The organism is Microbacterium oryzae (genome assembly GCF_030406385.1).
GTDB classification, from domain to species: domain Bacteria; phylum Actinomycetota; class Actinomycetes; order Actinomycetales; family Microbacteriaceae; genus Microbacterium; species Microbacterium oryzae_A.
In genome coordinates, this window is sequence record NZ_JAUEPM010000002.1 from 103,447 (window position 1) to 117,375 (window position 13,929).

The following is a 13,929-nucleotide window of genomic DNA, read 5'->3' on the forward strand; positions in this document are numbered from 1 at the left end:
CGACGCCGTCCGCGCTCGCCGCGGGCACGGAGGGTTGTCCGAGCGGCCGAAGGATCCGGTCTTGAAAACCGGTGGGCAGAGATGTCCCGTGGGTTCGAATCCCACACCCTCCGCGGAAGGCGGCTCGCGTCAGGGCGCGGGCGGTCACCGTCCAGCCCGAGAGGACGCGAGTGAGCGACAACCGGAAGCACGACACGCGGCGCACGATCGCGCGCCACGGCCGGCTGACCTCGCCGAGTCCGCTCCGGCAGCTCCTGCGCGTGCTCGGCGTGGCGGTATCCGTGCTCCTCGTCAGCGGTGTGGGCGTGGCGAGCTATGCCGCGTGGGACTTCGGCTCGACGTTCAGCGCGGACGCGGTCGTCCTCGAGGGGCAGGACGCCTCGCCGCCCGATATCGGCGCGCTCGACAACGAGGGCGTGAACATCCTCTTCGCCGGTCTCGACGCCTGCGAGGAGGAGTACAAGCAGTACTTCGGCGGCCGCTGCCCGGACGACGCCGCGTACGACCCCGATTCCCGCGACAGCGTGCTGAACGACGTGAACATGCTCGTGCACATCTCGCCCGAGCCGCGACGCGTGACCGTCATCAGCTTCCCCCGCGACCTCATGGTCGAGGCGCCCGAGTGCACCGACCCGCAGGGCGACGTGGCGTCGGCCCTCACCCGCAGCCAGCTGAACGAGGCCTACTACCGCGGCGACCTGGGCTGCATCGTGAAGACGATCGAGCAGCTCTCGGGGCAGACCATCGACTACGGCGCGACGGTCACCTGGGGCGGCGTCATCGAGATCACCAACGCCATCGGCGGCGTGAACGTCTGCGTGGGCGGCGAGGGCATCTACGACGAGCACACCGGTCTCGCCATCCCGCCCTCGGACAACTACACGCTCGTCGGCGTCGAGGCGCTGCAGTTCCTGCGCACGCGGCACGGCGTCGGCGACGGCAGCGATCTCGGTCGCATCAGCAACCAGCAGGTGTACATGTCGGCGCTGGCCCGCAAGCTCATGAGCGAGGAGGTGCTGACCGATCCCGCGACGCTTCTCACCCTCGCGCGGACGACGCTGCAGAACGTCGACCCGTCGTCGAGTCTGACGAACCCGGTCACGCTCGTGCAGATCGCGATGGCGGCGAAGGACGTGCCGCTGGACGAGTTCACCTTCGTGCAGTACCCCGTGGTGAGCGACCCGTACGACGTGAACCGCGTCGCTCCCGACTACGCGTCGGCGGAGGCGCTGTGGGCCGCGCTCGAGGAGAACGTGCCGCTCGAGCTCACCGGCGACACCGGCGGCGGTGCCGTCCTCGCTGAGGGCGAGGACGGCGCCGAGACGCCCGCCCCCGAGGACACCGCGACTCCCGTCGAGACCGAGGCGCCCAGCGACCCGTCGGCGACGCCGAGCCCGACGGAGACCCCGGCGGACGGCGAGCTGGGTGCGAACGTGCACGGTTCCGACGCGAGCCAGGTCACCTGCTCGAACGGCGCCGGCTGAGCCGGTTCGCGACACCGGCTCAGAACCGTTAGGATGGTCGCTGTGCCTGTTCGCAGGCGCTGGAGACGTCGCATAGTCAGGCCTAGTGCACCACCCTGCTAAGGTGGAGTCCCCTTATGGGGACCGAGGGTTCAAATCCCTCCGTCTCCGCCACGAGAAGCCCCCGGACAGAGGCGTCGCAGGTTGTCGAATCCGTTGATTTGCGAACAGGCTGCGAACGGTTCTGAGCGTCGGCGGAGCGAGAAATTTCATCGGCGCTGGTCGTGCGACGCCTGGTCACGTGCTGTCTGTCGGCGATGGTCGAATCTGACGTGTTAGCGGCGTGCACGCCGGTGGCCGTCGCAATGGGGCTATTGCTCGGAGGCTAGCAAAGCCTGAAAGAGCGCTTCGGGGGTCCGGTCGCCGCTGCCGCGTCGCCAGGGGCCCGCGGCATCGCGGAAGTAGATCCGGGCGCCGGTGTCGGCAGTGCGGTGCCTGCGGGTTATCACCGGCCGCGTGCGCGCGGAACGGCCGGTAGTAACCCGCAGGGTGCAGGCCGCGCCGCAGTTCCCAATTGATCGTGGAGGGGGCTCGCCCGAGCAGCTGCCCGATCGCGGTCGGACCGAGACCGCGGTCGGCGAGATCAGCGATCTGCACCCGCTCGGCCTTTGATAGGAACCGAGGCGAGATCACGCGGACGGCGAGCAGCTCAAGCGTTAGCGCGAACTTGACCGTGCCATTCTTTCGACACACCGTCACGCCGTTCTTCCAGATCCGGCCCGTCGAGCGACCGACCTCCAACTCGCGGCACGCGCTACTCAACGTCCAGCCCTGCGCGAGCATCTCCAGGAAGCGACGGCGCTTCTCCGTCATCGGCCGACGAGCCGGCCCCTTCGGAACACGACGAGACGGCATGCAAAGCACACCTTTCCGATCGTTCTGGGACGGGTGGGGATCCTGTCGCGCAAGCGTTTGCCACGTCCTGTTCAGAGTGTGTAGGGCGCGCGCTTCGTCATCCGTCCTTGGCTAGTGCGAGATGCTGTCAATCCTTGGGAGGCGCTGACTGACGCGGAGTGTGCGGTCAGCCGAGGTTGTCCGGGAGTGCGGTCGCAGTCTTGCCCACTGTGAGTCTCGTCGGCCGGCGTTTCGCTTTCGTTTCTAGACCGTAAAAGGAAGCGGCAAATTGCAATCACAACGATCAGAAAAACGTAACGTCTTGATCGTTCGGATCGACGGGGATCATCGCGCCACCGCCTGAGGAGGGCACATGGTCACCCCTGAGACTCGTACCGCGATCCTGACTGCGATCGACGAGCAGTTCGACAGCGCCGTCGACCTTCTTCGCGCCATGATCGACGAGCCCAGCGTCGGCCCCTGGTTCGGCGAGCCCGCCGAGGTGTCGGGCGAGGGAGGCATCCAGGCTCTGCTCCGCGCGAGGCTCGAGGCGATGGGCGCCCGGATCGACGAGTGGGAGCCGAGCGCCCAGGACCTCGCACACCACGCGGGCGGCCCCGGCTACTTCGCCGACCGCGACTTCACCGGCCGTCCCAACCTCGTAGGGACGATCACGCCGCCCTCGGTGGATCCGGAAGCCGACTCGCTCATGTTCCTCGGGCACTGCGACGTCGTCCCCGGGGGTGTGGGCTGGACGAAGGCCGAGCCGTTCACCAGCACGCTCGTCGACGACCGGATCTACGGCCGCGGCGCGTGCGACATGAAGGGCGGGATGGCCGCCGCGCTCGCCGCAATCGAAGCGGTCCAGCGCGCTGGCGTCGAGCTCTCGCAGCCGCTGTCGTTCGGCTCGGTCACCGAGGAGGAAACCGGAGGCATGGGCACGCTCGCCCTCATCGATCGCGGCTACCGCCCCGGCCTCGGCATCGTGATCCCGGAGCCCACGAGCCTCAAGGTCGCACCGCTGTGCCGCGGGATCCTCTGGGGCGAGATCACGATCCCCGGCAAAAGCGGTCACATCGAGATCGAGCAGCCCGGGTGGCGCGACGGCGGCGCCGTCGACGCGATCGCGCACGGGCGCCGGCTCCTTGCCGCGGTCGACGAGCTCAACGCCGCGTGGGCCGAGCTGCCCGAGAAGAACCACCGGTACATGCCCCTCCCGTGCCAGATGAACGTCGCCGTCATCGATGCCGGCACATACCCGAGCTCGTGGGCGGGATCGTTTACGATCCGCTTCGACATCCAGTATCTGCCCGTCGAGCTCGACGAGCGCGGCGGCGGCGGTCTCGTCCGCGCCCAGATCGAGGATATGCTCGCCGCGTTCGTGGGCGAGGACGAGTGGCTCGCAGAGAACCCGCCCGTGCTCGCCTGGCTGGTCGACGCCGACTGCGGAGAGACCGCCGACACCGAGCCGATCGTGACCGCACCCCTCGCGGCGATGCGCGAGCTCGGGATGGAGCCCGTCATCGAGGGCGTCACCTCTCACACCGACATGGGGCTCCCCATCAAGGCGGGCGTCCCCACCGTGACCTTCGGTCCGGGCTTCCTCAGCGTCGCCCACCAGCCCGACGAGTACCTCGACCTTCCCGAGTACAAGCAGGCCATCCGGGTCATGGCGCTCATGATCGCCGACCTCTGCGGAGCGGGTGGTGACGATGACTGATCGCGACGGGACCGATGTCGTGGCGGTCCGCACGCTCCTCGCCGGATGGGGCATTCACGCCGTGCACGACGTCCGTGCGACCGCGAGCGAAGCGGACCGCACGTTCCTCGTGGCGACGGACACCGGCGTCGTCGTGCTGAAGCAGTCGCCCTCGGGAAGCCTCGCACCCGCCATGCAGGCGGCGCTCCTCAACGCCGCGCAACGCGGCGCGGCGGAGCTGCCCGTTCCCCGTCTGCTCCCGCACCTCGTCACCGGCGGACCGCTGTCGCCCGACGGCACCGCCTTCGTCTCCACCCTTTGCCCCGGGCGCCCGCTCGAGTCGGTCGCGCCAAAAGACGCCTATATCGACGCGATCGCGGACGCGCAGGCCCTGCTGCTCGCAGCGCTCGAGACGGTGGATGCCGCGGCCTCCCACGTGCCCGACACCAACGAGTGGTCGCTCGACGCCGTCGTCCGTCACGAGCCGCTCATCGATCGGCACCTCGCCGAGCGCCACAGGAGCGCCGCGCACAGCATCGTCGCAAACTATCGCGCGCTCGCGGAGACGGCCCTGCCCGCGCTCGCGCACCAGGTGATCCACGCGGACTTCAACCTGTCGAATCTGCTCGTCCACGACGGACGGCTGAGCGGAATCATCGACTTCGGCGATGCCGTGCGCGCACCACGCATCTTCGACGTCGCCGTCACCGCCGCGTATCTCGCGCTGTGGGCGGGAAGCCTGGAGAGTCCGCTGGTCGCTCGGTACATCGATCGGGTCGGGCAGCGCGCCGCCCTCACGTGCGACGAGATGGCCGCTCTGCCGGTCCTCGTCCGCTGCCGCATCGTCATGGTGCTCGCGCTCGGGCGCCACACGGCGGAGCGCCGGCCCGATCGCGCGGAATACCAGCTCCGCTACGACGCCCTGGCCGAGCGCGCGTTCGACGACGCCCTCGCCCTGTCACCCTCCGGTCCCCATCCGCAGCGAAAGAAGCACCAGTGACCACGACGACACCCGCCAGCGGCCGGATGATCAACAAGTTTGATCCCGCATCCGCCGGAAACCTCTCGGCTGCGGACCAGGACCTCCTCGCCCGTCGCCGCGCCACGCTCGGCGACATCTACCCGCTCTTCTACGAGCGGCCCCTCCACATCGTCCGCGGCAGCGGCGCGCGGCTTATCGACGCCGACGGCGCCGAGTACTTGGACGCGTACAACAACGTCCCCGCGGTGGGCCACGCGAACGCGCGGATTGCCGAGGCGGTGTATCGCCAGCTCACCCGCATGAACACCCACACGCGGTACCTGCAGGACGGCGTCGTCGCGTACGCCGAGCGCTTCCTCGCGACGTATCCCGCGGCTCTCGACCACGTCGTCTTCACCAACTCGGGGTCGGAGGCGAACGACCTCGCGCTCACCATCGCGCGGTGGCGCACCGGCAACGAGGGCGTCATCGTGACCCGCCAGGCCTACCACGGCACGACGAGCGTGCTCGCCGGCGTCTCACCCGAGAACGGCCCGTCGATGGCCCTCGCCCCCTATGTGCGCCTCGTCGACGCCCCCGACACGTACCGCGACGGTGCCGCGGCCGGAACGGTCTTCGCGGAAGCCGTCGCGGCGGCGATCGACGACCTTCGACGCTCCGGGCTCGGCGTACGGGCGCTGCTCCTCGACACGATCATGTCGACCGACGGAATCTACGCGGGCGAGCGCGGGATGCTCGCCGATGCGTTCCGTCGCGTGCGCGACGCGGGCGGCATGGTGATCGCGGATGAGGTGCAGCCGGGCATGGCCCGTCTCGGCGAGCACATGTGGGGCTTCCAGCGCCACACCGACGAGGTCGACATGGTGACGTGCGGCAAGCCGCTCGCCGGCGGGCTCCCCATCGGCAGCCTGGTGCTGTCGTCCGAGCTTTCGGATGCGTACGCGGCGAGCAACCGCTACTTCAACACGTTCGGGGGCAACCCGGCGTCGATCGCCGCGGCGACCGCCGTGCTCGACGAGATCGAGGACCGTGGGCTGCTCGGTCACGCGGCGAGCGTCGGAGCACTGCTGCAGGACGGTATCCGCGCGGCATCCGCCGGCAGCGGGCTCGTCGCCGATGTGCGCGGGGTCGGCCTCTTCATTGGGGTCGAGATGAACGCCGCCGACGGCCGCACCTCGCGCGAGGTCGCCGCGGCCATGGTCAACGGCCTCCGTGAGCGCCGGGTGCTCATCTCGGCGGTCGGTCCCGTAGGCGAGACGCTCAAGGTCCGTCCGCCCCTCGTCTTCACCGCCGACGACGCGGCCGAGTTCGTGTCGATCTACACCGACGTCCTCGCGGACGTGGAGCAGAAGGGAATCGCACATGAGTGAAGAAGTGCTCACCATCACCGACGTCGGCAAGAACTTCGGCGCGGTCACCGCGCTGCGCGATGTCAATCTCAAAGTCCACGCTGGTGAGATCGTCGCTCTCCTGGGCGACAACGGCGCAGGCAAGTCAACGCTGATGAACATCATCTGCGGGTCGCACGCGGCGGATGTCGGGACCGTCAAAGTGAAGGGCCAGGAGCTCTGGTCCCTCGCCGACGCGAAGCGACTCGGCGTGGGCGTCGTCTATCAGGATCTCGCCCTCGCGCCCGACCTCACGGTCGCTGACAACCTCTTCCTCGGCAACGAAGAGGTGCGTCGCGTCGGTCCGTTTCGGATGCTCGATCGCCGGGCCATGCGGAAGGACGCGCGCGCCGCGATCGAGAACCTCGGGATCTCGACCCTCCGCGACGTCCGGCTGCCCGTGGCACGGCTGTCCGGCGGCCAGCGTCAGGTGCTCGCCGTCGCGCGAGCCATGAAGTGGGCGGAGAACGTCATCCTGCTCGACGAGCCGACAGCGGCTCTCGGACCGAAGCAGGTCGGCATCGTCCTCGACTCGATCAAGCGCGCTGCCGACCACGGCATGGGCGTCGTCCTCGTCTCGCACGACATCCCGAGCGTCCTGAAGCTCGCCGACCGCATAGTCGTGCTGCGGCACGGCACCATCGCCGCAGACCGGCCGCCCGCCGGTCTGACCGTCTCCGAAGTCGTCACCGTCATGGTGGGGGAGGACTGACATGACCGACACCGTCACTCAGACGGCCGCCGCGGACGCGCTGGCGCCTTCCAGGCCGACGCCCGGCCGGTCCGCTAAGCATGGGATCGCCAGAGTCCTCTCGAACCGCGCAGTTCAGATCATCCTCGTCGAGATCGTGATCATCGCGATCTTCCAGGTGCTCTCGCCGAGCGGAGCCTTCCTCAGCGAAGCGAACATCCGGGGAATGGCGATCACGGCATCCCAGGTGCTGCTCCTCGCCATTGGGCAGGCCATCCTCATGTCCGCGGGGCAGATCGACATCTCGCAGGGTGCTGCGGTCATCCTCTCCTCGGTGTTCTCCGGGCAGCTTATGATCGCGCTCACCGGGACCCTGCCGGTGCCCGTGATCCTCGTCCTCGGCTTCGGGATGGCGATCCTCACCGGTGTCGTCATCGGCCTCGTCAACGGCACGCTCGTCGGAATCGTCCACGTCAACGCACTGGTCGCGACCCTGGGTATGCTCTCGGTCGCGACGGGTGTGGCCCAGGTGGCAACCGGTGGCGTGAACCTCTTCGGGATGCCGAATGAGCTGCAGTCGTGGTTCGGCTCCGTCTCGTTCGGCGCGCTGCCCCTCCCGATGCTCGTGAGCCTTGTCGTGATCCTGATCATCTGGGCGGTGTACCACTTCACCCCCTGGGGCACGCACACGCTCGCGATGGGCTCCAACCGTCAGTCCGCCCGCCGCGTCGGCATCAAGACGCTGCAGAACACGATCTTCATCTTCGTGCTGTCGTCGGCCCTTGCCGGACTCGCCGGATTCATCGACCTGGCGCGCTACTCCACCACCAACATCTCGGGGCACCTGAACGACTCGATGGCGGCCATCGCCGCGGCGCTCATCGGCGGCACGGTACTCACGGGCGGACGGATCAGCTTCCTCGGAGCGATCGTGGGCGCATTCCTCGCGATCATCCTCCAGTCCGGCCTCGTGATCGTGAATCTCTCACCCTTCTACCAGACCATCGCGATCGGAGTCATGCTCCTGGTCGCGGTCAGCTTGGACCGCAGCAGCCGGGCCGCGTCGAAACGCGACTCATAGCCGCTCGGACCGAGAAACGCGCCCCCCGACCCTGTTCGCAACTCGCCCTCACCACTAGGAGACATCCATGTCCAGAAGCACCTCCCGTCATCGTCTCGCCCTCGGAGCGGGCGCGCTGCTCGCCACCACCGTCCTCGTCGCAAGCTGCTCGTCCAGCGAGGCCCAGCCCGCAGCGTCGGACGAGGCCTCGGCTGCCGACATCACGGTCGCAATGGTCACGCCCGAGAGCACCGGCGAGTTCTACGGCGCCATGTACTGCGGCGCCGAGGTGGCGGCGGAGGAGGAGGGCGTCACCCTCAACGTCCAGGGCACGCCCGGCACCTCGACCGAGGAGGTCATGCAGGTCCTCCAGTCCGTCCTCGCCACCGACCCCGACGGTCTCCTCCTCACCGTGTGGGACAACAACGCGTTCAACGCGACGATGGAGCCCTACACGTCGGCCGGCAACCCGCTCGTCATGCCCGACTCGTTCCTCTCGAACGACGAGTTCGTGCAGAGCATCCGCACCGACAACTACCAGTCGTCGTACGACGCGGCCCTCCAAGCAATCGACGACTTCGAGGTGACCTCGGGCAGCGTGCTCGTCGTCACGGACGCACCCGGCAACGCCGTGCAGTCCTCGCGCGCCGAGGGCTTCCGAGACGCGCTGCTCGAGAACACGGATCTCGAGGTGCTGGAGTTCCAGTACGTCGGCGCCGACGCGGCCGAGGCCTCGCAGGCCGTGACGTCGGCTCTCGCCGCCAACCCTGACCTCGGACTCGTCTTCTCGACGAACATCGGCGCAGGTACCGGCGCAGCCAACGCGATCCGCACCTCGGGCGCCGAGGCCGTCCACATCGGGTTCGACACCGCCTCGGCGCAGGTCGAGGAGCTCCGTGAGGGGTCATACGACGCGCTCATCGCGCAGAGCCCGTACCAGATGGGCTACGAGTCGACCGTACTCATCTCGCAGATCCTGAAGGGCGAGACCGACGCCGACTCGATCACCGAGAAGGTCGAGTGGTCGCCGTGGGCCCTCGTGACGCAGGACAACGTGGACTCCGAGGAGATCGCGTCATTCCTTTACTCGGCTGATTGCAGCTGAGTCCGCCGCAGTGCCGGTGGTCCCCTGACCACCGGCACTGCACCCTGGGAGATCGACACCATGGACAGCACCGCGACCGCAACCGGCTCGATCGCCCGCACGCGGGCGCAGCTGGCGAAGGGCGCCGTCAAGGCCCGCGACCTCGCCGACGGCATCCTGGCCCGTCTGGATGCGGTCGACGCGCAGACGGCCGACGGTCCCTCCCTCAACGCCGTCGTCGTTCGCAGCGCGACGATGCAGGATGACGCGGCGCGCCTCGACGCGGAGCGGGACGCTGGCCACGTGCGCGGCCCGCTCCACGGCATCCCGTACACGGTGAAGGACAGCTTCGCGGTCGAGGGCATGACCCTCGCCGCCGGCTCACCGGCCTTCGCCGACCTCGTCGCTCGCCGCGACGCGGTCGTCGTCGAGCGGCTCCGCGCAGCGGGAGCGCTCCTCGTCGGCAAGACCAACATGCCGCCCATGGCGATCGGCGGGGGACAAGCCGGGCTCTACGGCCGCACCCGCAGCCCCTACAGCCGCGACTGGCTCGCGGCCGCGTGGCACTCCGGATCCTCGATCGGCTCCGCCGTCGCCGTCGCCGCCGGCCTCTGCGCCTTCGGCATCGGCGAGGAGACCGTGTCTTCCGGGCGCTCGCCCGCATCCAACAACGCCCTCGTCGCCTACACGCCGTCGTGGGGCGTCATCCCCAGCGCCGGCAACTGGCCGCTGCACCCGCACCGCGACGTTGTGGTGCCGCACACCCTTCGCGTCGACGACCTCCTGGACGTCCTCGCCGTGATCGCGGGCCCCGACCACCGCGACTTGTGGCACCGCCAGGGCATCATCGACGTGAGCGCCGCCGACCGCGTCGCCGAGGCGTTGCGCGCCGACGCGGTGCGCGCGGTCGCTCGTACGGATCTGCGGGGGATGCGCATCGGCGTTCCCCGGATCTACGTCGGTGACGACCATGACGGCGTCGCTGCGGTTCCGCTACGCGGCTCGGTACGCACGCTGTGGGATGCCGCGGCCGCCCGGATGCGTGAGGCGGGCGCCGTGCTGCTGGACGTCGATTTCCCTCTAGTCGAGGCCTACGAGGATCGCCATCCCGGTCGCCCATCACTCGAAGAGCTAGGCCTGCTCCCGACGTCCTGGGCGCGATACGAGCTTGGTCCGCTCCTGACGGCCGCGTGGCAGGAGCATCTCGATGTCTACGGCGACGGCCGGGCCCTCTCGACCGTGGATCCCGCCCTCGTGCGGCCCACGCCCCCGGGCGCCCTCGACGACACCGTCGGTGATACGCATCCGGGCCGCGACACCTTCGACTTCGCGGCCGTCCTCGGCGACCCCCCGCCGACGCCCGACGAGATCGCCGCGACCGCCGCCGCCCCACTCCGGGGACTCGTCCGCGCGCGCGATCGGCTCTTCGACGCGTGGATGGAGGAGGTCGGCATCGACTTCGTCGCCTTCCCCGCCAACGCCGACGTCGGGCGCTGGGACTCCGACACCAATCCGGAGTCCGCCGCGGCGTCGTGGGCGGACGGCGCCGTCTTCTCGACGGGGAACCACGTGCTTCGCCGTGTGGGAATCCCCACGGCGACCCTGCCCATGGGGATTATGTCCGACATCGGCATGCCCGTCGGCCTCACCATCGCCGCGAGCGCCTACGACGACGCCGCTCTTCTGAGCCTCGCCGCCGCCGTCGAGGCCGTCCTGCCCGACCGCGTCCCCCCGCCCCTGCCCTGACCCCGTTCGTTCCGACCCCACGCCAGACCTGGAGTACCCATGACCGACACCACCACCGTCCTGCCCCTCTACTTCCGCACCGCGACCGAGTTGCGCGACGCGATGCGCAGCGGCGACCTGACTGCTGTCGAGGTGATGACCGCCTTTCTCGACCGCATCGACGCCACCGACGACGCGGTCAACGTGATGGTTTACCGGCTCCCGCGTGAAGCGGCGCTCGCGCTCGCCACCGAGGCAGACCGCGCCCGCGCCGCTGGCGAGGAGCTCGGGCCCCTCCACGGCATGCCCATCGCGATCAAGGACCTCGTCGACGTCGCCGGCATGCCGACATCGCGCGGGTCGCGCGCGTTCGCAGGACGCGGGCCGATGCCCGAGGACGCCCCCCACGTCGCGAAGCTCCGCGCCGCCGGCGCGCTCATCATCGGCAAGACCAACTCGCCCGAGTTCGGAGTCGGCACGGTCACCTTCAACGATGTCTTCGGCGTGACGCGCAATCCTTTCGACACCACGCGTCACGCCGGGGGCTCGACGGGAGGCGTCGCCGCCGTCGCAGCCGGGATGCTGCCGTTCTGCGACGGCTCCGACTCCGGCGGCAGCCTCCGCTACCCGGCATCCTTCTGCAACGCGGTCGGGCTGCGCACCACCCCGGGTCTCGTCCCTGCCGTCGCTGGGGGTGGCTCGTGGTCGCCGCACTCGGTCAACGGCCCCGTGGCGCGCACGTGCCGCGACGCGGCCCTGCTGCTGTCGGGGATGACCGGTGCCGAGGCGTTCAGCCCGCTGTCGAGCGGACTGGGCGCGAGCAAGGAACTCGGCGCCGTGCGCACCGCCCCGCTGCGGCTCGCATGGAGCGTCGACCTCGGCGACCTGCCCATCTCTCCCGACGTGCGCTCCTCGTTCGCGCAGACTCGCGACGCCCTCGAGACCGGGGGAGTGGAGGTCGTCGACATCGACGTGGACTTCGCCGGCGCCGACCGCGCATGGGAGGTCATCGAGCTCATCGGATGGTTCTCGCTCCTCGGCCGCGACCCGCTGGAGAACCCCGAGAAGTACCGCGACGACTTTGCACGCAATGTCGCCGAGGCGTCGGAGTTCTCGACGAGCGAGCTGATCGAGGCGGAGGCGCGGCGCTACGAGCTGTTCACCCGGTTCGTCGAACTGCTGACCGAGTTCGACGCGTTCGTGTGCCCCGGCGCTCCTGTCGTCGCGCCCCCGGCGGATTGGAAGTGGGTTCCGCGGATCGAAGACGAGACGTTCGACCGCTACTTCCTGTGGCAGCGCCTTGCGTGTCGCCTCACTGTCACAGAGCACCCCGTGCTCGCCATGCCCGCTGGATTCAGCGACGGCGGATTGCCGATCGGCATCCAGGTGGTCGGACGCTACGGTGCCGACGTCGAGCTCCTTGCGATCGGTGAGCAGCTCGAGCTCATTCTCGGCGCCGCCGACGTCCACCCGGATCTTGGATGAACGGCGCGGTCCATCGGCGCTGAAAGGATTCACGGTGAGACGTCGCACTGACTGGCGACGGTCGGAGAGGACACGCACGTGGGAGATAAGGCAAGACGCCAGCAGCGCATCATCGAATTGCTCGAAGAGGAAGGGCGCGCCGAGACCGCAGCGCTCGCCCTGCGTCTGGGCGTGACGGAGCTCACCATCCGCCGCGACATCGACCAGCTCGACGAGCAGGGTGTCGTGCGGCGCGTGTACGGCGGAGCTGTTCTCAACTCTGGCAGCAGCTTCGAGCCGCCGTTCGCGATGCGGCTGAAGACCAATGTCGACGGGAAGAAGGCCATCGCCGCCGCCGCGGTGCGGCTCGTCCCGCGCGGTGCCAATATCAGCATCGACTTCGGCACGAAAGCCTACTACCTCGCGCTCGAGATGCGCCGCCGTCATGTCCAAGTCCTCGCGGCGCCCACTAGCGTGCAGGTGATCGAGGTTCTCGGCCAGGATCCCGACATCCGCATCCTCGCTCCCAGTGGAACGGTCAAGTCGGGCGAACTGAGCTTGCGCGGCTCCTCGACCGAGCACTTCTTCCGCGAGCGGCGGTGGGACCTGGCGTTCGTCGGCGTCGCCGGCATCAATGCCGACAAGAACCTGATGTCCGACTTCGACGAGGCGGACGCGCGGCTCAAAGCCACCATGATCGGCTCAGCCGACCGTGTCGTCGTCCTCGCCGAGGCCAAGCACCTTGGCGCCCTGTCGTTCGCGCCGGTCGCGCCGCTCGACCCGGTGACGACAGTCGTGACAGATGCGCGCGGCGACAACGAGACCCTCGCCGCGCTCGAACAGCGCGGCATCGAAGTGATCAGAGCAGCGGAGACCTCATGACGGCGACCATCGTCGGCACCACGAACGTTGGCGCGTCGAACACGCCTTCGTCGGCATCGCGCTCTCGGGCCGCGAGGAGGTGTGGATCCACCTGCGCGGCCGCGAGGACGCCGTGCGCGAGGCCGCGCGAATCGGCGCGCTCGCCGACCCGGGGGCGGATCTGCCCCTCCGCGGCCTCGTCGTCGCGGTAAAGGACACCATCGACGTGGCGGACATGCCGACCACGGGGGCTATCCTGGTGCGTCATTCGATCCGGATCAGGACGCCGCGGCCGTCGCCCGGCTGCGGGGTCAGCGCGATGATCATCGGCGACACGAGTCTCGACCAGTTCGCGACGGGCCTCGTCGGACGCGAAGCCCGTTCGGAGCCGTGCGTAGCGCGCACCATCCCGAACTCAACAGCGGTGGCTCCAGCTCGGGCTCGGCGGTCGCGGTCGCTCTCGGGTTCGTGGGCATTCCGCTCGGCACCGACACCGCGGGTTCGGGCCGTTTGCTCGCGGGGCTCTACGGGATCGTCGGAGTCAAGCCGACCCTCGGTGCCGTGACGCTCGATACGGGCGCGGTCGTCACCCGATTCGGGTGCTCGGCCCTCCCGCAC

The 13,929-nt window shown here is 69.2% G+C and carries 11 protein-coding genes, 2 tRNA genes and 2 pseudogenes; 14 read left to right on the forward strand and 1 reads right to left on the reverse strand.

The annotated features are described in order from the left end of the window. Window positions 1–28 precede the first annotated feature (28 nt). The 3 genes from QWJ90_RS04425 to QWJ90_RS04435 all read left to right on the forward strand — a co-directional run bounded on the left by QWJ90_RS04425 (window position 29) and on the right by QWJ90_RS04435 (window position 1,637). Window positions 29–113, forward strand: a tRNA-Ser gene (locus tag QWJ90_RS04425). A gap of 57 nt (window positions 114–170) precedes the next feature. Continuing rightward, a complete protein-coding gene (locus tag QWJ90_RS04430; protein ID WP_290106464.1) occupies window positions 171–1,484 on the forward strand; it encodes an LCP family protein in 1,314 nt (437 codons plus the stop codon). A gap of 61 nt (window positions 1,485–1,545) precedes the next feature. After that, a tRNA-Ser gene (locus QWJ90_RS04435) sits at window positions 1,546–1,637 on the forward strand. A gap of 123 nt (window positions 1,638–1,760) precedes the next feature. On the opposite strand, the gene QWJ90_RS14850 is transcribed toward QWJ90_RS04435, so the two are convergent. Continuing rightward, a complete protein-coding gene (locus tag QWJ90_RS14850; RefSeq protein WP_354670414.1) occupies window positions 1,761–2,378 on the reverse strand; it encodes a helix-turn-helix domain-containing protein in 618 nt (205 codons plus the stop codon). Between the two features lie 352 nt (window positions 2,379–2,730). Between QWJ90_RS14850 and QWJ90_RS04440 the strand changes: the two genes are divergently transcribed. The 11 genes and pseudogenes from QWJ90_RS04440 to QWJ90_RS14860 form a co-directional block, all read left to right on the forward strand. Next, window positions 2,731–4,077 (forward strand): ArgE/DapE family deacylase, encoded by a 1,347-nt coding sequence (locus tag QWJ90_RS04440; RefSeq protein WP_290106466.1) that lies wholly within the window; start codon window positions 2,731–2,733, stop codon window positions 4,075–4,077. After that, window positions 4,070–5,056, forward strand: coding sequence for a phosphotransferase enzyme family protein (locus QWJ90_RS04445; protein ID WP_290106468.1), 987 nt, complete (start codon window positions 4,070–4,072; stop codon window positions 5,054–5,056). Before QWJ90_RS04440 ends, QWJ90_RS04445 begins: the two co-directional genes overlap by 8 nt. Continuing rightward, entirely contained in the window at window positions 5,053–6,408 is a 1,356-nt protein-coding gene (locus QWJ90_RS04450; RefSeq protein ID WP_290106469.1) for an aspartate aminotransferase family protein, read from the forward strand. Before QWJ90_RS04445 ends, QWJ90_RS04450 begins: the two co-directional genes overlap by 4 nt. Next, window positions 6,401–7,138: an ATP-binding cassette domain-containing protein gene (locus QWJ90_RS04455; RefSeq protein WP_290106471.1), complete on the forward strand. Its 738-nt coding sequence runs from the start codon at window positions 6,401–6,403 to the stop codon at window positions 7,136–7,138. The genes QWJ90_RS04450 and QWJ90_RS04455 overlap by 8 nt, the downstream gene beginning before the upstream one ends. Before the next feature lies 1 nt (window position 7,139). Then, window positions 7,140–8,198, forward strand: coding sequence for an ABC transporter permease (locus tag QWJ90_RS04460; RefSeq protein WP_290106472.1), 1,059 nt, complete (start codon window positions 7,140–7,142; stop codon window positions 8,196–8,198). 67 nt (window positions 8,199–8,265) lie between these two features. After that, the gene (locus QWJ90_RS04465; protein WP_290106474.1) at window positions 8,266–9,282 is read left to right on the forward strand and encodes a substrate-binding domain-containing protein; all 1,017 of its coding nucleotides are present in this window, start codon (window positions 8,266–8,268) and stop codon (window positions 9,280–9,282) included. A gap of 60 nt (window positions 9,283–9,342) precedes the next feature. Next, window positions 9,343–11,007, forward strand: coding sequence for an amidase family protein (locus QWJ90_RS04470; RefSeq protein ID WP_290106475.1), 1,665 nt, complete (start codon window positions 9,343–9,345; stop codon window positions 11,005–11,007). 39 nt (window positions 11,008–11,046) lie between these two features. After that, window positions 11,047–12,471, forward strand: coding sequence for an amidase (locus QWJ90_RS04475; RefSeq protein WP_290106476.1), 1,425 nt, complete (start codon window positions 11,047–11,049; stop codon window positions 12,469–12,471). A gap of 78 nt (window positions 12,472–12,549) precedes the next feature. Then, a complete protein-coding gene (locus QWJ90_RS04480; RefSeq protein WP_290106477.1) occupies window positions 12,550–13,332 on the forward strand; it encodes a DeoR/GlpR family DNA-binding transcription regulator in 783 nt (260 codons plus the stop codon). Window positions 13,333–13,444: 112 nt separating this feature from the next. Next, a pseudogene (locus tag QWJ90_RS14855) lies at window positions 13,445–13,618 on the forward strand (hypothetical protein); the annotation flags it as partial. 83 nt (window positions 13,619–13,701) lie between these two features. Beyond that, a pseudogene (locus QWJ90_RS14860) lies at window positions 13,702–13,818 on the forward strand (amidase family protein); the annotation flags it as partial. Window positions 13,819–13,929: the final 111 nt, after the last annotated feature.